This window comes from Acinetobacter sp. CE-15 (genome assembly GCF_051059255.1).
In the GTDB taxonomy this organism is placed as follows: domain Bacteria; phylum Pseudomonadota; class Gammaproteobacteria; order Pseudomonadales; family Moraxellaceae; genus Acinetobacter; species Acinetobacter guillouiae.
Genome location: NZ_CP192737.1, coordinates 983461 through 1004385, shown reverse-complemented (window position 1 = coordinate 1004385; position 20925 = coordinate 983461). Strand labels below are relative to the sequence as shown.

Annotated in this window: 14 protein-coding genes; 4 read left to right on the top strand and 10 right to left on the bottom strand. The window is 38.5% G+C overall.

Annotation, left to right across the window (positions count from 1 at the left end):
- Positions 1-12: 12 nt before the first annotated feature.
- The 3 genes from ACQ7EO_RS04830 to pobA all read right to left on the bottom strand — a co-directional run bounded on the left by ACQ7EO_RS04830 (position 13) and on the right by pobA (position 2616).
- Complete coding sequence (locus ACQ7EO_RS04830) at positions 13-471, bottom strand: hypothetical protein (RefSeq protein WP_434279015.1); 459 nt, start codon at positions 469-471, stop codon at positions 13-15.
- 129 nt (positions 472-600) lie between these two features.
- On the bottom strand, positions 601-1167 hold the full coding sequence (locus tag ACQ7EO_RS04825) for a hypothetical protein (RefSeq protein WP_434279014.1): 567 nt from the start codon (positions 1165-1167) through the stop codon (positions 601-603).
- 216 nt (positions 1168-1383) lie between these two features.
- The gene (gene pobA / locus ACQ7EO_RS04820; RefSeq protein WP_434279013.1) at positions 1384-2616 is read right to left on the bottom strand and encodes a 4-hydroxybenzoate 3-monooxygenase; all 1233 of its coding nucleotides are present in this window, start codon (positions 2614-2616) and stop codon (positions 1384-1386) included.
- Positions 2617-2753: 137 nt separating this feature from the next.
- Here pobA and ACQ7EO_RS04815 point away from each other — a divergent pair, with 137 nt between their 5' ends.
- Together ACQ7EO_RS04815 and ACQ7EO_RS04810 are read left to right on the top strand one after the other, a co-directional pair.
- Positions 2754-3563 carry an IclR family transcriptional regulator domain-containing protein gene (locus ACQ7EO_RS04815; protein WP_056513343.1) on the top strand — a complete coding sequence of 270 codons (810 nt, stop codon included), beginning with the start codon at positions 2754-2756 and terminating at the stop codon, positions 3561-3563.
- A 440-nt stretch (positions 3564-4003) separates the two neighbouring features.
- Positions 4004-5065, top strand: coding sequence for an alpha/beta hydrolase (locus ACQ7EO_RS04810; RefSeq protein ID WP_434279012.1), 1062 nt, complete (start codon positions 4004-4006; stop codon positions 5063-5065).
- Positions 5066-5239: 174 nt separating this feature from the next.
- Here the strand turns inward: ACQ7EO_RS04810 and ACQ7EO_RS04805 are convergent, their stop codons facing one another.
- Positions 5240-5656, bottom strand: a complete 417-nt coding sequence (locus ACQ7EO_RS04805) for an outer membrane protein assembly factor BamE (protein WP_004717738.1) — start codon at positions 5654-5656, stop codon at positions 5240-5242.
- A gap of 101 nt (positions 5657-5757) precedes the next feature.
- Entirely contained in the window at positions 5758-13539 is a 7782-nt protein-coding gene (locus tag ACQ7EO_RS04800) for a YadA-like family protein (RefSeq protein WP_434279011.1), read from the bottom strand.
- A gap of 535 nt (positions 13540-14074) precedes the next feature.
- Between ACQ7EO_RS04800 and aspT the strand changes: the two genes are divergently transcribed.
- Together aspT and ACQ7EO_RS04790 are read left to right on the top strand one after the other, a co-directional pair.
- The gene (aspT, locus tag ACQ7EO_RS04795; protein WP_004817270.1) at positions 14075-15760 is read left to right on the top strand and encodes an aspartate-alanine antiporter; all 1686 of its coding nucleotides are present in this window, start codon (positions 14075-14077) and stop codon (positions 15758-15760) included.
- 54 nt (positions 15761-15814) lie between these two features.
- A complete protein-coding gene (locus ACQ7EO_RS04790) occupies positions 15815-17416 on the top strand; it encodes a bifunctional aspartate transaminase/aspartate 4-decarboxylase (protein ID WP_056513354.1) in 1602 nt (533 codons plus the stop codon).
- 142 nt (positions 17417-17558) lie between these two features.
- Here the strand turns inward: ACQ7EO_RS04790 and ACQ7EO_RS04785 are convergent, their stop codons facing one another.
- The 5 genes from ACQ7EO_RS04785 to ACQ7EO_RS04765 all read right to left on the bottom strand — a co-directional run bounded on the left by ACQ7EO_RS04785 (position 17559) and on the right by ACQ7EO_RS04765 (position 20912).
- Positions 17559-18368 (bottom strand): DUF4882 family protein, encoded by an 810-nt coding sequence (locus ACQ7EO_RS04785; protein ID WP_434279010.1) that lies wholly within the window; start codon positions 18366-18368, stop codon positions 17559-17561.
- Between the two features lie 225 nt (positions 18369-18593).
- Positions 18594-18935 carry a hypothetical protein gene (locus ACQ7EO_RS04780; protein ID WP_434279009.1) on the bottom strand — a complete coding sequence of 114 codons (342 nt, stop codon included), beginning with the start codon at positions 18933-18935 and terminating at the stop codon, positions 18594-18596.
- An 8-nt stretch (positions 18936-18943) separates the two neighbouring features.
- Positions 18944-19174, bottom strand: coding sequence for a hypothetical protein (locus ACQ7EO_RS04775; RefSeq protein WP_434279008.1), 231 nt, complete (start codon positions 19172-19174; stop codon positions 18944-18946).
- Between the two features lie 148 nt (positions 19175-19322).
- Positions 19323-19910 carry a gamma carbonic anhydrase family protein gene (locus tag ACQ7EO_RS04770; RefSeq protein WP_174762197.1) on the bottom strand — a complete coding sequence of 196 codons (588 nt, stop codon included), beginning with the start codon at positions 19908-19910 and terminating at the stop codon, positions 19323-19325.
- 60 nt (positions 19911-19970) lie between these two features.
- Complete coding sequence (locus ACQ7EO_RS04765; protein WP_434279007.1) at positions 19971-20912, bottom strand: PaaX family transcriptional regulator; 942 nt, start codon at positions 20910-20912, stop codon at positions 19971-19973.
- Positions 20913-20925 lie beyond the last annotated feature (13 nt).

Genomic DNA, 20925 nt, shown 5'->3' with positions numbered 1-20925 from the left:
TAACAGCATGCTTTAAGGAAGACATTCTGGGCGTGGATTATTATAGTCTTCCAGATCACAAGCATCTGGATGCCGTGCATTCAGCTTACAATATTGGTAATTCGTGCTTGTTTTGCAATAGTGGCTATTCAATCTTCTGTTAATATCAGGAGTGGGTATTTCTGCCTCTGGAGCACACGCTGCTAAATTCTTGTCCGGATGATTATGGCACCATCTGGCAGGTCCACCTAGCGCCTTATAGCCTGCAGCCTCCATGCAAAATGAAGCAAACGCTAGATCATCATAGGTTCGAGAGCTCAAAAAGCCTGATGGAGTGTCAAAACCACATTCCAGCAGTTTCTTTTTTACCTCAATAAGCTCTACACCTTGTTTCGACCATGCCTTAAATGATGGTGGCGGTGGTTGAAACATCTTTTCAGAACATCCAGATACCAATATGCTGGCCAAAGCTAGAAAAAGTAGATTTCTCATTAAGCAGTCCTTCCCTTAATTTTAATTATCCCTGTCTTCCCCCATCCGTACTCAACCACGTAATCACAAGAAAGTATTAAGTATCTTAACCATTTTAATTTTAATAGCGAATACTCATAACAGCATGCTTTAAGGAAGACATTCTGGGCGTGGGTTTACATAATCATTTTTATCGCACAATTCAGGAAATCGTGCGTTTTGTTTGCAATATTGATAATTCGATTTTGTTCTGCAATAGTGGCTATTCAATCTTCTGTTAATATCAGGAGTAGGTATTTCTGCCCCAGAAGCGCAAACGGGTAAAACTCTATCCTTTTCATATTTGCATAATGGATATTCGTCCTTGTCACTAAAGCCCGCATGTACCATGCAAAGCGAAATTGATACTTGTGCATTCCTGCCAAGTTGCTGATATTCAGGACTCTTACCAGAGGGTTCAGGCATACCACACTCAAGCAGCTTTTTCTTAACATCAACAATGCTGCTATTTGGAGCAATCCATTCTAAAAAATCAGGTGGCGGTGGTTGAAACATCTTTTCAGAACATCCAGATGTTAATATGCCAACCAAGACGAGAAATAGCAGATTCTCCAGTTTTTTTAGATACCTAGTCTGCTTATTCACTTTTTCTTCAGCTTCAAGATTTACTAAAACGCTACTGGGTAAAGGTTTTCTTGTTATATTTGATCTTTTCATTTTGGCGTCCCCTTGAGTTCAATAAAATGCAAAGGATACCAGCTAGGATACAAGGCTTATTCTACTATGACCAGTTAGGCCCACTACCTAAATTAAATAAACCAACTTTGTGGATGATGCTTTGGTTGTTTGTATAAAAAAGAAAAAGAAAGCCACCTATATTTAATTAAGATTTAAAACCTTGCTCAAAATAGGTAACTTTCTATTTTTCAAAAATTAATGACTAAGCAAGTCAGAACGACTCCCCTGAACCTCATTAAATGTTTTAATTTCATAAGGTAAACCCACATAGTTTTCAGCCAATGTGGTTAAACCCGCATGTGAATCTAAAATATAACTCAATTCAGCCTGCTTAATTTTATGATCAAACTCACTTTCCGTTTCAAAACGATGTAGTAAATGCGTCATCCACCATGAAAAACGTTCTGCTTTCCACACACGTTTTAAGCATTTTTCAGAATATTCCTCGATGCCTTGTTCTGAACCATTGAGATAAAATTCAATTAAGGCATTTGACAAATAAGCGATATCAGATGCAGCTAAATTTAAACCCTTTGCCCCTGTCGGTGGAACGATATGTGCCGCATCTCCTGCTAAAAATAGTTTCCCAAATCGCATTGGCTCTGTCACAAAACTGCGTAAAGGTGCAATACTTTTTTCAATAGAAGTGCCTGTAACCAAATTTTCACGACTTTCGTCATCAAGGCGATTTTTTAACTCATCCCAAAATCGTTCGTCAGACCACTCATCAACATGATCCGTCACAGGAACTTGTAAATAATATCGGCTACGGGTTTTTGAACGCATACTACATAAAGCAAAACCACGTTCTGACTGCACATAGATCAATTCATCTGAAACAGGTGGAACATCTGCAAGCACACCTAACCAACCGAATGGATAAATCTTTTCAAAAGTTTTGATTTTATCTTGTGGCACGCTTGCACGACAGACCCCATGATAGCCATCACAGCCTGCAATAAAATCACATCTAAGCTGGTACGATTGACCATTTTGCTGAAAGCTAACATACGGGTTTTGCTCAAAATCATGAATTTGCACATTCTCTGCTTCATAGTAAGTGCATAAACCTGCCGCTTCACGTGCATGCATTAAATCTTTTGTGACTTCCGTTTGTCCGTAAACCGTAACTTGCTTACCCTGAGTTAACTCAGATAAATCCACACGATGCTTTAAGCCATTGGTTAAAATTTCAATACCATCATGCGCTAAGCCAAACTTGTTTAGATTTTCATCCACACCCGCTTGCTTCAATAAATCTACCGATACTTGTTCAAGTATCCCTGCTCGAATACGTGCAGCTACATATTCAGCACTGCGTTGCTCAATGATCACGTGGGAGATACCTGCTTTAAACAACAGTTGTCCAAGCAATAGCCCAGCTGGGCCTGAACCAATAATCGCCACTTGTGTGGTCAAATTTTCCATAACATTTTCTCCATATCCTGACCATTAAATTAATTTTTTTGATCTCTTTTTGATATGGTGAAAACTGGATAATCGCCGTATAGTGGCAACAATGACCGTATATCGGCCATAAAATTATAATCGGGAATGGATGAACGATGAGATACGATTTAATTGAGAACGAAGTTTCAGGTGAAACCATTAAGCAAGACGATTACATCGCGGGACTCGCCAAAGGACTAAGTTTGCTTGAAGCCTTTGGAGTTGATCGTCAAAAACTCAATTCGACTCAAATTGCAGAGCGCACAGGATTGAGCCGTACAGCGGCACGAAGATATTTACGAACTTTAAAATATTTAGGTTATTTAGAAACTGATGATCACTACTTTTGGTTAACTCACAAAGTATTACGCTTATCGAGCTCCTATTTAAGCTCTGCTCATCTGCCTAAAGTTGTGCAACCTATTCTCAATCTGTTAAGCGCACAAACCAGCCTGACTTTTTCGCTGGTGGTTTTAGATGAACATGAAGTCGTTCCGATTGCGCGAAGCTACTTACCTCAACACGATAATTTACGCCTCAGCCCGTATGGGATGCATTTGGGCAATCGTTTGCCTGCACATGCAACCTCAACAGGCAAGGTTTTATTGGCAGCATTAAATTTAGAAGAACAAAAACACTGGGTAAATAAATATAGTTTGAAACGCCTCACCGCTTATACCATTCAAGATGAAGTCCAGTTTTATCAAGTATTGGCAGAAATTCAAAAACAAGATTATTGTCTATCAAAAGAACAACATGAATTAGGGGTTATTGCCATTGCAGTCCCAGTATTAAATGCACAAGGCAAAGCCGTCGCTGCATTAAACTGTATTGCACAAACACATCGTGTCACTGAAGAACAGCTGATTCAGCAAGTTTTGCCTTTACTGAGAAATACAGCCTATGAGTTAAGGAGTATGGTTTAAAAATACGTTGAAGAAATTTTGATTGGAGCCATAGTGCTTAAAGGCTAATTTTTTTAAACGCATAATCTTTAACTTGTTCATGACAGCGCAAAACAATATAAATTTATAAAACATAAAGATCCATATTGATTTTTACCACCAGCTTAAAAGATAATAATTATTATTCGCATATTTATAAAAATCAATTTTATGATCCAATCTATTCTTATTCAGCCAATAGCAAATCGTGTACTCAACTCTATGACTTTGGTCAGTTATAAAAATACAAACAGATGCTGCAAAACACCTGTTTCTGCTAAAAGCACTAACAGCCAGCAACGAAACCTGAACTGAATTTAATCTCTGTTTTTTCTGTAAATCATCCGTACCCATACTTGAGCAATCAATAAGTTTACTCGATTGGGGGAATCACATCACTGTTATCGAATAGGTCATTTTTCATGTTGAAGAAAACTTCTCTCTACTTGGCGCTAGGCGTGTTGATCATGCAAATCTCAATACCTACTTTTGCTGATAACACCATTCGTATTGGGGAAACACACAACTTCGTGTCCTCAGTTTTAAATGAAAAAAGACCAATCCAGATCTATCTCCCTGCGACATATGGCAAATATCCCAAGCAAAAATATCCTGTGATTTATCTATTAGATAGCGAAACTAACTTTCATTATTTGACAGGAATTGTCGAGAAATTATCGAAGTCACCTTATCCCTCGATTCCTGAAATGGTCGTTGTGGGGATCGTCAATACAGAGCGTGCCCGAGACTTAACCCCAACCAAGCAAAAGCCTGAAATTAATGAAGGACGTGTAATTGAAGGTGAAACTGGTGGAAATGTCGCATTTTTTAAATTTTTAGAATCTGAGCTCATGCCTGATATTGAGAAAAAATATCGTACGAATGGGTTAAATATATTGATTGGTCATTCTTTCGGAGGTATTACCGCACTCAATCATATGCTCAATGGTCAACAAAATATCCAAGCCTATATTGTCCATGACCCTAGTATTTGGTGGGATGATGAGATCATGTTGAAACGTTTTAAGGAAGCGAACAATCAAGATTTTCAGCATAAAACTTTATTTTTAACCCAAGTTGGTGCCAGTGAAAATACAGACAGTTTAGACAACCATTACAAGGGTATCAAAAAGTTCAATCAATATTTAAGTCAACAGCCTTTTACTCAACTGAACTATAAATATGTCCAGTATGAGGGTGAAGATCACGGTACTGTACCAATCAAAGGTAATCTTGATGGTTTGCGTTATATTTTTGAAGGTATGCGAGTCAATGTTAAAGCGATCCCAGAAAATCCCAATCTTATAAAACAACATTATGCTCAATTAAGTCAAAATTTAGGCTTTGAGATACAACCCAGTGAGGCTTACTTAGATCGTGTTTTAGACTATTTAAAACGTTCAAACAATCCAAAAGTAATACAACAATTTCAGGAGTATATCCTTTCGATCTATCCTCAATGGCGTGTTAAAACATCATCATAAAAACGTATATGATTTAAATGTGCCACAACGATATGACCGCTTATTTAAAGTGTTCACATCGATGTGGGTTTTCTCTTTACACACTGTTGTTTGAGATTGAATTTTTCTACACGCAAAAAATTAAATGCTTAAAGTATACAATTTTAAAGCCTTCAATCATCTACACACTGATTGTTACTTTAATTCAAGAGAGGGAGGGCAGAGGCCATCTTTAGGCTGTATCGGATTCCAGTAAAAGCTTCTAGCGATCTTTTCTTGGTCAAATAATATTTTAAACTGACAGGTTGTAATAGTGTCATTGGTACGGTCTGCAGTCGTGAAATGGAACAAATAATTCCATTCTCTAGCTCTCCAGCCATCCTCATATTGAGGTCGACCAATCAGCGCGTAAAGTTGATCTTTGGTCATTCCTGCTCTGACTTGATTCAAGTTCTGTACATTTGGGAATGTTCCCGCTTTTTTATTTAAAATGACATCATCCACCTTGTGCCATTTCGCTTGCTCGGTTTTACCCTCTTTAGAAATAATGGTTCCTGTGGCACAAGCACTCAATGTTACGGCAATTAAACTCAATATTAATAAATTTTTCATATGTCGACTCTCGCATAAATTCTTGTTCTCGTTAATTTGAATCCAAAAAATGGTAAGCTAAGACACTGTTTACATGGCTAAAATGCCTTAGCTTCCCTAAACTACCATTGGATCCCAGTACCTACAGTTCCCCCAAAATCACCACGCGAGTTACCACTTCCACTCACCTTAAACACCCATCGACCATTATCTGAAATTGATGACATCCCGATCGCATACCCACTTTCTCCACGGTAAGTCCCCCCACTGATTGCCATCATACTTTTGCCTGGAATATAAGCTTGAGGTAAACCTGCTGTTGCAAGTGCTTGCGCATTGCCTGCACTGGCTCTTTTCTCTAAATCATCTATGCGACCATTGGTGTCATAAAATACTTGCTCTAAACGATCACCTAGATTGGTAATTTTATTACCTAAATCAATATCAGCCTGATTAAGCGCACCTAAAGCATCACCCACATTATGATATGAGCCGTTATTTACATTGTAGGTTGGCGGAGTGAACTGACCATTTTCATATTTTGCGCCACCGCCTAAAGATGTTGTGATGTATTGGTTTGATGTATTGAGTTGTGAACCATTAACCGCATCTTTTGAAGTGCTGGATACTTCACCTGCTGCAACATTGGTGATTTTTTTATTCCCAGCATTTATTCCATTTTGATCTATTGCAACATCACCCACTTTGACTGTGTTTGCTATGACATTATCTGCAGTAACCGTATTTGCGGTAACTGTGTTAAATTTTACGTCATCCGCTGTTGCAACCTTATATTCCTTACCTCCTAGGCTATTGGTTGTTTCAGTGACCGTCATATTCTGCCCAGCAATAACTGTAGAATGTTGCCCAGCTTTTTGGTTGATTGAGCTAATCGCATCATTAATGTTGGTTGCACCTGTCCCACCGATGTTGGTAATGGTATTGCCATCTCCGCCTTGGAATGCACCATCCCCAATAATATTATGAATCTGGCTTCCATTCACCGCATCTTTACTGCTCTGAGCAATACTCCCCTCTGCAACATTGGTGACTTTATTGCCCGCAGCGTCAATACCATTTTTAGTCACACTTGGCCCGCCAGTAATGCTAAGACCATCATTATTGATTACGGTATTGCCTGCGGTCACACTGTCAACCTGAATATCTTTGGCTAATTCGACACTGACATTATTGGCATTGTTACTGATATTAATATTGCCATCTTTGTTACTAAAATCGACCGTATCGCCTGATTTTACTGGATTACTATTGGTTCCATTGGTAGTCAAATTCCAACCTTGGTTTGCTGTTTGAATACGATCGCTCACCGCTTTAAGCTGATCTTCTGTCGCAGCTTGACCACTGACAAAGTTATTTGGATTAAATGTTTTATTGGTCAGCCCACCAATAGTCCCTGTTACACCATTCACAGTTACAGGGTTTGCACCGCCCACAATAATTTGTGTTGGTCCCATTTGGGTTTGATAAATGCCATTGCTTAGATTGATACTGCCTGCACCAATCCAACTACTATTTTTATTTGCATCACTCACCAATGTACCATCGACGGTACTGATATTCGATTTAGCACCATCTTTCAGTTCGACTTTGCCATCGCTGATTTTGCTTTTACCAACCGTTAAACTTCCTGCAGAAGTAAGATCAATATTTTTTGCTAACTCAACCTGTACTTTTCCAGCTGCAACCTTGGTACTGATATTACTGTCAGCACCAATTACATCAACGCTTTCACCTAATTTCTTATTTACTGTATTGCCATCCTGAGCGGTTAAAGCAAAACCGGCATCATTCAGTCCAGTTTGGATTTCTTTAAGCTGTTCCTCTGTGGCTGCACGACCTGTGGTAGCAAAATCTTTACCTGATGTAGTCTTATTGGTTAAACCTTCTAGAGTGCCTTTATTGGCATCAAGGACAACTTGATTGACCGTATTTTTGACGCTGATCACACCAGAACTGATCACACTTTGAGTGCTACCATCTTGTACGGTCATACCATCTTTATTCAGTACAGTGGAGTCCGTTGCTGTACCCGCAGTAACGCTATCAATATTCAGATCTTTATTTAAACTGAAATCAATGGTTGTCGTTCCATTACTATCATTTTTTGCACTGACATTTAAATTAGTTTCACCTGTTGCTAAACCAACATCGACCGTATCGCCTGGTTTGACTTGCGTTGTCCCCAAAATAGCATCTGTTTTGACGTTCCAGCCTTTATTGGCATTCTGAGCCACATCACTGACTTGTTTTAACTGCTCTTCGGTTGCAGCTTGTTTTTGATTATAAATTGCATTTGGATCCCAAGTGGTATTGCTTAAACCACTCACCCGTCCTGTTGAACCATTTACGCTAACAGGATTTGCACCACCTACAACAATTTGTGTTGGACCAACTTGGGTTTGATAAGTGCCATTACTGACATTGATATTTCCTGCACCCAGCGTACTGCTATTGCTACCATCGCTGACAATTGTACTATTCACCGTACTAATATTCGATTTGCCCGCATCCTTTAATTCAACTTGACCATCAGAAATTTTACTGGTACCGACCGTTAAACTGCCTGCACTACTCAGATCAATATTTTTGGCGAGCTCTATTTCAACTTTGCCACCAGTGACTTTGGTGGCAATATTGCTATCGGCACCAATAACCTCAATACTTTCGCCCAATTTTTTGTTGATGGTATTGCCGTCGCCAGCCGTTAAGCCAAAGCCCGCATCATTGAGCCCAGTTTGCATCTGTTTGAGCTGTTCTTCTGTGGCCGCGCGACCGACTGTAGCAAAGTCATTACTGGATGTGGTTGTATTGCTTAGGCCTGTAATTGTTCCTGTATTACCATTGACTGTTATTGGATTTCCACCTGTGGCAGGTCCAATCTTGACCACTGGCTCAAGCCCAAAGCTAATTCCATTATTGCCTGTGTTGGTAATTTTAATGTTGCCATCGGTTGCACTAAAATCAACATTTTCACCGAGACCAATCGTATCTTTTGCTGCACTGTCAGCATTTGCACTAATGCTAAATCCTTTATCGATAATCTGTTTAATCTGACTCCCATTTACAGCATCCATAGAGCTATCACTAATATCACCCAATGCAACATTGGTCACTTTATTGGTCCCCGCATTGATTCCTGTCACGGTCACACTTGGTGAATTCGGCACAGCACCGCCACTTGCGTTTACAAAAGTTAAGCCTTTGCTATCGATCACTGTGCCACTCGCATTTACACTATCGAGCTGAATATCTTTAGCGAGTTTAATGGTTAGTTTATTGTCGGTACTGTCTGCAACCACACCGATGTTATTGTCGGTTAAATTACTCGCAACAGATTCACCACCGACAATACTCAAGCGTTGCCCCAATCTACGATCGACATTCACACCAGCATTATCTCCAGCAAATGTAATTGGTGTTGCCAATTGATCCTCAGTTGCAGCGCGCCCAGATAAATAGTTACTTGGATCAAAAGTGGTATTGGTTAATCCTGTAATCGTGCCATTTTTGCCATTAATGGCAATGTTTGCCCCACCTGGAAGTCCGCCCACATTAACGATTTCTGCAAGTTTTAGATCGACATTTGCACCAGTGTGACCAATGGCTAGATTGCCATCACTATTTGAAAAATCGACTGTATCCGTGGCTGCAATATTTGTAGTGCCTGTAGCGTCTTTGTTGGTGGTTAAATTCCAACCTTTGTTGGCATTTTCAGCCACCTCATTGACTAACTTAAGCTGTTCTTCTGTTGCTGCACGCCCCATTTTGGCAAAGTCTGATTCAGTTAAAGTTTTATTGGTTAGTCCTGTCAAAGTACCTGTTGTGCCACTTAACACAACATTATTGCTCGCATTTTTTAAGTTAATGGTATTGGCATTTATGCTATTACTGCTTGCCCCAGCAGTAATCACTGTCTGAGTGGAGGTGCTGATATTACTATTATTGGCACTGTCTTTAATTTCCACCTGCCCATCTGTAATTTTGGAAGTGCCGACGCTTAAGCTTCCTTGAGCGGTCAGGTTGACATCTTTGGCCAATTTTAATTGCAAAGTATCTGTACCATTACTTACAACCCCAAGATTGCCATCTGTAAGTACCCCAGTCGCTCCACCAGTGAGCTTTAATTGCTCACCCAATTTACGCTCTACTTTCGCGCCAGTGTCTCCGGCAAAGCTTAATGGTGTATCTGCCAAATCGGTAATGGCTTGATTGGTTTGATACAATTGACTGCCATTGATTGCATCTGTACTTGAGCTACTGATACGCCCAGCAGCGACATTGACAATGGTTCGTTCAGCCCCGACATCCCCAACACTTACACTAGAAGATGCAGCGGAAGCTCCTGCAAAATTATAGGTTTTGCCATTAATTGTGGCTGATTTGGTTGCCACATAAGCTGCCGAAACTGAGTTATTTCCTAAAACCACAGCATTTTCATGTGATGCTGTTGCAGACTTACCCAATACAGTTGCGCCTTTCGCACTCACCGAAGCACTATTTCCGATTGCGACCGCATCCTCTTGAAGTGCATTGGTTCCCGTACCTACCGCAATTGAATTTAAAGCGTTTGCATTGGATTGTTTGCCAAGTGCAATCGCATTGATTCCATTTGAAGTTGCATTATTACCTATCGCAGTGGCATCTTTAGCACGACTTACACTGTTGACACCAAACGCTATGGCATTTTCACCAGCACTTTCTGCGTTTTGACCAATTGCCGTGGCCTTTGCTGCATAGCTTTTTGCTTGAGAGCCTATTGCCAAACCATCTTGAGAAGTACTGTTTGCATCTGAACCTATTGCAGTCGAATTCACACCCGAAGCTTTAGCATTATCTCCATAGGCCATACTGTCTTCAGCAGTTGCTGTGGCAAAGCGTCCTAATGCAACACTCTGTGCACCATTGGCTTTAGACTGATAACCAATTGCCGTCGCATTATCTCCCTGAGACAATGCTTGACGACCAATTGCAATCCCTTGATCTGCGGAATTAACTTCAGCGTCACTCCCTACAACGACCGCATAGTTTGACTTGGTTCCATCCGCCTCAGAACCATTCCCGATGACAATACTATCTTCGCCACGGCTTTCTGCGCTTTTTCCCATCGCAATATTATTTGTGCCTGTGGCAATCGAAGAATCACCGATTGAAATTGAGGAAACCCCTACTGAACCCGCACCCGCACCAATCGCAACTGATTTTTCTCTTGCTACAATCACATTACTACCTAAAGCAACACTCCCCGCTGCAAGGGAAGATGTACTGGCACTCGGACCAATTGCTAAAGAATTGTCGCCATTTGCCCCTGTATTGTTTTTATTATTGATATCCGTGGTATTTACTGAAAAGTATTGTGGTCCTGCTTCCGCAACAGCTGTTTTTAATTGCCCAAAATTCACCGCTGAGGACAGATCATTTTCATCGCCTTTTACGTTACGAATGATCGTTCCATCAGTACCGACTAAATTCACAACTGATTTGTCTGAGTTATACAACACAGCATCAGGTACTACACCGCCAATCTGTCCTGTACCTAGTAAATCAAAAGCATCTTGAATTGTTGTTGGAAGCTTACTGGTATTTCCTGAAGAATCTTTAACATTGACTTGGATTAGAGGTAAAGTACCTCCACTTCCAATAGTTGCAGGATTACCTTTTGCATCCGTTGCGCCCATCACACGGATAATGTCATTTTGTAAAGCTTTAATCTGATTGACCGTCACCGCATCTTGCAATTCTGAACCATCGGCAACATTGGTAATTCGACGTTGCTCATTTTTATTCCCGACCGAAACAATGTTAAAACCTCCCACACCACCAGAGACATTGGTGATATAGCCATTTCCAAGTGAGTTGTTTTGCGCAACACTTCCCGAGCCTAGTGCCACATCACTTTGACCCGCTAAAGAATCCAAGCCAATTGCAACCCCTGAAGTACCCGTCACAATCGAGTCATAACCGAGTGCAACACCACCTTGAGCAACACTTGCTCGTGTTCCAACTGCAACCCCTAAACTTTCAGTAAATGTTGCCGCACCGATCGCAACTGAGCTTTGTACGGTAGCGTTTCTATCTTTATTGCTGCCAAAACCAATTGAAATATTCTGATTACCCGATAAGTTTGTTCCTGCATCGCTACCTAAAGCAATATTGTAATCAGAACTTGTTGAGTTGACTGTTGAATTGCTACCCGCACCAACCCCTATCGCAATCGATTGGTTACCACTAATATTTTGTCCCGCGTTTGCTCCAACAGCGATATGCCCATTGCGGTCAAATGTACCTGAACCAATAGAACCAACTCCTGCAGCACTACCAATTGAAACTCCATTAACCACACTAGATTTTGCGCCATCACCTAATGCAATTGAACTCGCGCCTCCTGAAGTCGCTTGATTTCCGATTGCGACACTCGCAGTTCCACTTGCAGACACTGAATTTCCGATCGCATTGGCATTGGTGGCAGCGGATGCCGAGGTTCCTATCGCATTGGCATTGGTTCCCACGGCATTTGCACCCTGACCGATTGCATTTGAGTGCGTTCCTGTTGCTATCGCAGCATCCCCAATTGCAATACTTGAAGGCCCACCTGCTAATGCAGAGGACCCTAATGCAACACTTTTATCGCCAACAGACATATTGGCGCCATTTTGCAAAGCTGTAAGGAATTGATTCACTTGCGTTGCAGAGACAGCAACCCCATTAATTTCAGTAATAGTGCTGGGATCCGTTCCCATTGCGGTGACAGGAATACCGTTGATTGCAATCAGTTGCGTATTGGATACGTTATAAGTCGGGGTCAATGCTCTCGCTTGACCACCATTTCCAATAGAGGTTGAATTGGCGCCAAGTGCGCCTGTTTCTTTACCAAAAGCAATAGAATAATCATTGATGGCATTGGCTGTATTTCCAACAGCAATACTGTTGAGTCCTGTAGCATTTGAGAGATGACCGATAGCGATTGATAGCTCACCTTCAGATTTTGCCACAGGGCCTATAGCGAGAGAATTTAAACCATTGGCTTGTGAATCAACAAGCGATGAGTTGGTGTGGAAATATTTGATACCTTGACCACTTTGGAAAAGTAAATCATTCACTTGCCCGCCTGTCACTGCATCTGTAGATCCTGCAGCAATACTACCGTTGGCTAAATTTGTGAGCTTATCGCCACCCAGGTCTAAACCATTTGCTGTACTGGTCAATACAGTATTATTTGCAGTATCACCAATTTTTACCGAGTTAAACTCTGGATCATCCACTGTGGAAATTGAAATATCCGTACCCGCATTGGTTACAACAATATTTTTACCATTCACAAAATTCACGGTATCTGTAGCTTTTACGGCGCTCGACGTTCCACCATTGCTTTGTATATTCCAAGTTTGATTCTTCAGCGAATTCAAATCCGTCGCAGATGCCTTGCTATTTAATCCTGTGTTTACATCATTGACCTGATTATTCAAGCTATTGAAATCCGACTGTGACACTTTCGTCGCCAGCCCTGTGCTTGAATCATTCACTTGGTTATTTAAGCTATCAAAATCAACCTGTGATACCTTAGTGACCAACCCCGTAGAGGTATTATTAACTTGATCATCAAGGGTATTTAAATCAGTTTTTGTTTGATTTAAATCAGTATTTACTGTTGTTAATGAAACACCATTTGCAACTACATCTCCAGTTGCAGTTAAACTACCATTTACATTTAAACTCTCGTTAATATCTTGCGCCAAAATAGCATTTGAATTAACAATAAATAATAAAAACATCGAACCTTTCACAATTTTATTAATTTTCGATTTCTTATTACCTTTTACAATTTCAGAAACTACAACCCAGCTTCCCACTGTAGTATTCCAGACCAATTTATACACTTTATTCATGACATATATACCTGCATTTATAATGATGTTTTGATTTATTAATTACTTTTCAAATAAAATGCACAATATATTTATATTTTTCCATACTGTTTACCAAACGATACACTTTGCTAACACCAGAAAAACAAATATCCAATATTAAAATAAATAATATATTATTTTCAATAACTTATAATAAAACAACCCTCAATACAAACACCTTAAAAATACAAAAAAATTTGTTTATTTTTATTAAATCTATTTTTTAAATAAATTAACTTTTAATAAAAAATTATCAATCAAAAAATCTCATTAAAAATAAATAAGCAAGCAAAAGGCACCACAATAATTAAATTATTTCTTATTTAAGCATAATTTAATATTCACCATATTTGGTATATTCTTTAAATAAATAAAAAAACCATGAAATAATATATTTCAAATATGGATATTTTACACAACCTCGACTGATATAGTATTTTCCATTGAACGTAAAAAAAATGAACACTCTATTCATAATCAAATATAGATTAAATAATAAAGGTGGGGCCGTAAAATGATTGAATGGCTACAAGGTGAATTAAAACATAGTCCTGAAATCCTATTATTTTTATCCTTAGCAATAGGGTTTTGGATCGGTCAGTTTCAATTTGGAAAGTTTCAATTTGGTGGTGTTGCAGGATCATTACTTGTCGCTGTTATTCTAAGTCTTATTGGCGTACCAATCGACAATGGTGTAAAAGCGATTCTTTTTGCTTTATTTATTTATGCAGTCGGTTTTGAAAGTGGCCCACAGTTTTTTAAATCGCTTGGGCCACAATCCATTAAAGAAATTTTGCTGGCTATTTTTATGGCTGTATGTGGACTCATTACAGTCTTAGTCATGGCAAAAATCTTTAATCTAGATAAAGGCTTAGCCGCAGGTTTGGCTGCAGGTGGGATGACCCAGTCTGCGATTATTGGTACGGCAGGCGATGCGATTTCTCGCCTAGACTTACCACTTGCAGAAATTCAGAAACTTCAAGCCAATGTTGCGATTGGATATGCCGTGACCTATATTTTTGGTTCTTTAGGCGCAATTATTGTCTGTGTGAATATCTTGCCAAAATTTATGGGGCGAGAAATTCATGATGACGCTTTGAAAGCGCAAGCAGAGCAGTTAAAAGGTGCATTTGAACTGGCACCTGGTCAAGAATTGGCTATGCCTGAAATTGTTGGTCGTATTTACAAAGTCAAACAAGCATCAGGACACACCATTGCCGAACTCGAAACACAAGTACCGAGCGTCACTATTGAACGATTAAAACGCAAAGATCAATTTATTGATGTTGCGCCAGAAATTACCTTAGAGAAAGATGATGTTGTTCTGGTCGTTGGTCGCAGGGCAAGTATCGTTTCCATTGCCGAGTTTATTGGATCTGAGTTGCAATCCTCACAAGGCATGGAAATGATCATGGACACCACAGATGTCATATTACGAAACTCAAAATATGCCAACCGTACTCTTGGAGATATCAAAGCCAATACCCCAGATTACTTAAAGCATGGCATTTATGTGCTGGCAATTAAACGTAACAGTGAAGCGCAAGCTTTAAGTGATGATACAGTCCTGCGTCAAGGCGATGTGGTCACCGTATATGGAACTAAAAGCGATCTTGAACGCTTAGTCAAAGAAGCGGGTAAAGCTTTACCCGAAAGCTTAAAAACAGACTGGATTTTCCATGGTGCAGGTTTAGTAGTTGGTTTAGTCATTGGCCTCTTTGTTGTCCGTATTGGTGATGTTCCTTTAACTCTTGGTGCAGGTGGCGGTGCGCTGTTATCAGGTCTGTTATTTGGTTGGCTACGTAGCCGTAACCAAGTCCACGGCAATATGCCTTTAGCTGCTTCACAACTTCTCAAAGATTTAGGTCTTGCTGGTTTTGTTGCTGCTGTCGGTTTGCAATCAGGTTTACAGGCCATTCAAACCATTAAAGAAAGTGGCTTGTCCCTATTTATGATCGGAGTGGTGGTCACGCTAGTACCGCTGATTCTTTCAATGCTGTTTGCCCGTTATGTACTCCGTTATAACAATGTCGCCGTAATGGCTGGAGCATTAACTGGCTCACGCAGTGCAAATCCTGCTTTTGGTGGCGTACTCGACAAAGCTGGAAACTCAATTCCGACCGTCCCATTTGCAATTACCTATGCACTCGCAAATGTATTTTTAACCTTGCTTGGCCCTCTGATTGTCGGTTTAGCATAAATAATTTTATAAATTTCAAACTCATTCACTTCAAGATAATTAAGGAGACTTCCCATGGGGAACGTTGATTATTCAAAATACGCAAAACTGAGCCCATTTGAACTCAAAGATGAATTGATTGCTTTAGCACAAAGCCATACCGACCGTATGATGCTCAATGCGGGACGAGGAAATCCAAACTTTCTTGCAACTGTTCCACGGCGTGCCTTTTTCCAATTGGGTTTATTTTCTGCCACTGAATCAGAATTTTCTTTTTCCTATATGCCAGAAGGGCTTGGTGGATTTCCGCGTGCAGAAGGATTGCAATCACGCTTTGACCACTTCATCCTAGAAAATCGTGACAAGCCAGGTGTTGTGTTTCTGGGTAAAGCAATTTCTTATGTTCGTGACCAATTGGGACTCGATCCTGATGCATTCTTACTCGAAATGGTCGAAGGTATACTTGGCTGTAATTATCCTGTCCCAGATCGAATGCTAAGAGTCAGCGAAAAGATTATTAAAGAATATGTTTTACGTGAAATGGGCGTACAAGGTATGCCTAAAGAAGAACTCGATTTATTTGCAGTGGAAGGTGGTACAGCTGCAATGGCTTATATTTTTAATTCATTAAAAGAAAATAAAATTATTTCACATGGTGATCGTATTGCCATAGGTTCGCCTATTTTTACCCCTTATCTCGAAATTCCAAAACTCAACGATTATCAGCTCGAAGAAGTACTCATCAAGGCTGATCCTAATCTTGGTTGGCAATACCCTGAATCCGAATTACGCAAATTAGAAGATCCATCGATTAAAGCATTTTTCTTGGTGAATCCAAGCAACCCACCTTCGGTTAAAATGAGTGATGAAGGTTTAGCGATTTTGGCTGATATTGTTAAAAAACGTCCTGACCTGATTATTTTAACAGATGATGTTTATGGCACATTTGCAGATAACTTTAAATCCTTGTTTGCAATTTGCCCTGACAATACCATTCTGGTTTATTCTTTCTCTAAATATTTTGGTGCAACTGGTTGGAGACTTGGGGTCATTGCCTTGAGTAATCATAATATTTTAGATAAAAAAATTGCGGCGCTTTCTAAAAAAGACAAGAAAGAACTCGAAGAACGTTACTCATCCCTCACCACAGATCCATCTAGTATTAAGTTTATTGATCGCCTTGTTGCCGATAGCCGTAATGTTGCCTTAAATCACACGGCTGGATTATCCACACCTCAACAAGTACAAATGGTTCTTTTTGCTTTATTTAATATGATGGATTCTCGCCAAAGCTATAAAAAAGCAGTGAAATCTGTAGTTCGAGAACGTGATGCTGCGCTTTATAGACAGCTTGGGGTTGAAGTTCCGCAAGATCCGAATGCAGTCGATTACTATACCTTGGTCAATTTAGAAAATACCTCACGGAAACTATATGGTGATGCATTTGCTGATTGGGTGATGAAGAATAAGAATCCAACAGAATTACTTTTCCGAGTTGCTGATGAAACAGGTGTCGTACTACTTCCGGGTTCAGGTTTTGGTGTTCAACACCCTTCTGCACGCGCCTCGCTTGCCAACTTAAATGAATTCCAATATGCAGCAATCGGGACTTCATTACGAAAATTTGCAGAAGAAGCCTATCTGGAATATAAAAAAGCCAGCAAAAAGAATAAATAAGCATGGATAACTTAAGTATTCGTTTTAAAAGAAAAAGATCGCATTAATGCGATCTTTTTAATGAATATTGGAGTGGTAGAATAAGCGGTTAATTAATTTTAAATCGCTATTTATAAAAAGAGGCGAATATATTTAATTTGAGTTAAATTACATTACCACAGATATCTTTCGTACCTGTTGGATAAGTAAATTGGAATTGATTTTTATCTGTAATAAGTTCTACTGAAAATTCCTTATTAACATCAACCGCAGCAATATTTTGATAAAGAGCACTTAGCATTACTCCAATGTTCTTTGCTTTACTTGGAAGTGTGTAAACATATCCTTGATTTACTCCATTTACGATTAAACCAACTTGGTTTGATGCTTGATTGATATAGAAACCAATTTTTTGTAATTGTGAGGTATTTGAGACTTGAGAGCCATTTAAATTATTAAGATCAACTTGAGTTGCACCTTCAGCTATTAATGAAAACCAGAAATTATTGTTATGATTATTACCATCACGATTATTTATATAAAATGTTCCTAGTTGGAACATTTTACCATTTTCCATATTTCCTCCAACACTAATTGGTGTGGATAATCCACCTTGACTAATTGTGGATGGAACCTTATAGCTAAACTCTACAGCAACTGTACCGCTTAAAGGCAACGATTTATTTCCAATAATGCCACTTTGAGTTTTCGAATATTCAATCATATTATTAGCATAAGCACTACTTGTCGCAAAATGCGTCATAACATCACCTGCTGAACCAGCAGGCAATCCAGCCAATAAGTTTAAACTTGCTTTTTGATCTGAAATTTGAGGAAAAAGTGCAAGATTAGGTACTGAATATCCAGTTAATGTTTGTATTTGACTCAATGAAGCATCCAAATTATAAGTACAAGCACTCCACCCACTCATACTCATCAATCCAGTTGCCAATGCTATTGTTAATTTTTTCATTATCCATTCCTTGTTATTTTGAAAATAAAATATAGAACAGAAAATGAATTATATGAAATAAATCCGATAAAAATTTACTAACTATTCAATAAAAACAACCCGAACCTAACTTCTTTTAAAATTATACATAAAATAGAATTTTTCAGTACGCTGAGCACTTAAAATTAAAACCAAAATATTGATATTTAAATAAAAATACCATAAACCATATTTTTTAATTTTAAATTATCCACCTTTGTAAAAGGCCAACTCTAAAGCTCTATATTCTGAAATTTCATAACCAACTTTATGCTGAATTAGTGTGAAAAAAATATTAAAATCCTCTTCTAACTTCAAATTATCAAGTAACTGCAGATATTCAATATAAATTTCAGCTTCTTTAAATTTTGAAATATATGATTTTTCTCCACTCAAGAACTTAAAGACTCTACTGTCCCAAATTGCATATTTATTTGGATTAATGAAATGTAATAGCTTTGATGTTCCAACAAGAGAATTGTTAAATGCTTGCTTTAATAAATTAATTTCTTCTATTGAGATTACCTCTCCATTTTTTACTTTATTCAAAATTAATATTAAATTTTCAGAATTTTAAGATCAATTTTTTTTAAAATTGTTGGCATCCATGAATAAGTAAAACTTATTCCTATAACGATATCATCCAATTGAATACTATCAATTTTTCTAAAATAATTTAAAAAATAAGAATATGCTTGAAGATAGTTTTCTTTCTCACTGTTAAAATTATTTGCGATTTCCATTATTTGTTTAAAAATTTCTTGATTTGTTTTCGAAGTTAAAGACACGGCGTTTTTTACCTTAATATTGATTCATACATATAGTTTATATTGATTTTAACTTTTCCATTTAACATATTCAGCGTATACAACCCACCTATATTCCTTAATACCTTTCCGTTACAGATGATACATCTAATCACAACTTTATATTTTACTAGTACAACTTATGCTCAGCTTTAAAGTTTGTAAAATCCAACCGATTTTCTAAAGAAATCAAAGGTTCCACCTCTCGTAATGAATTTATACAACGCTGTGCAAGATGAATATATTCATTTGTTCCATTTCGCTTCCATTCAATTTCTTGTTCTAGTAAATCACGAACGACTTTTGCAGGACTTCCAAGAGCGAGCACATTTGCTGGTATAACAGCCTTGGCTTTAACTGTGCTATTGGCACCAATAATGGTATTTTCACCGATTTCAGCTTCATCAAGAATGACACTATTCATGCCAACCAAAACATTTTTGCCAATTGTACAGCCATGTAAAATAGCAGCATGGCCGATATGCCCATACTCTTCGATTAAGGTAATACTTTTCGGAAAGCCATGAATCACACAGTTATCTTGCACATTGGAATTTTTACAGACATGAATCTGTCCAAAATCAGCACGTAACGAAGCAAAAGGGCCAATATAAACGCCCTCTTCAAGAATAACATCACCAATTAATACAGCAGTTGGATGTACAAAGGCGTTAGGGTGTACGACTGGAATTACATTATCAATGGCATAACAAGGCATGTGAATAATCCATATTTTTCAAAGCCCAACTCATTTAAATAATTAAATGAACTAGTGGGTTTAAACACCCATTTCCTCAACTTTTAAACCACCAAATCGCTTATAAAACATAGGATGTAAAGGTGGCATAAAACCTTCTGATGTGCGAGCAAACTGCATAAAGTACTCTTCCCCTGCAAAAACAACCAGTTGATAGAGGTTACTACTTAAGTTTCTCGCATTCAGCGATAACCAGTTTGAAGGTAATAATTCAAATGGTAAATTTGGGTCTTTTAATAAAATTCGGCGGAATTGATGAATAAGCAAAATACGGATTTGAAATGCTTGTGCGGCATCCATATCATCTGAATTTTCCACAAGATTTAAAAACTCTCGAAAATCTTGGATAAATTTTTCATAACGTGAATGTAACTCAAGAATTGGCCAATTAACTTCCACCATTCGTTTTACCGTTGGATAAGATTCTTGCCACAGTTGCAAAGTTTCAGCTTTAAAAATTACCACTTGATCTGTCATGTTCTGACTGAGCAATAAATTCTGTAATTTCAATTTATCGCAACTTGGATAAGCCATTACATTACTTGCGATACTGGCAAAACCCAGCCACTCCAACTCTTTCTTTAAAATTTGTTTATTATCAATATCTAATGAACTGAGTAAGACCAAATCCCAACTTTGATCCCATTCTTTATGATTAAAATTATAAATTTTAGTATCTGCGACTGTAAAACCGTTGAGACTACTTTCAGTCACACGGTAATAACTTGTACGACCAATCTTTTCAGACACTAACCAGCCATTTTGTACCAGTCTAAATACAGCAGTCCGTACCGAACGTTCATTGAGCCCGAAAACACTCATTAACTGAATCAAACTTGCAAGACTGATAATCCCACCGTGATGATGCACACAGTCACCAAAAACCGTCATGATCAGTGAAGTTCCACTTAACATTTCTTTGGTAATAAAATCATCTATAGCAAGTTTTAATTTTGAATTCATAATGTTCGATAGG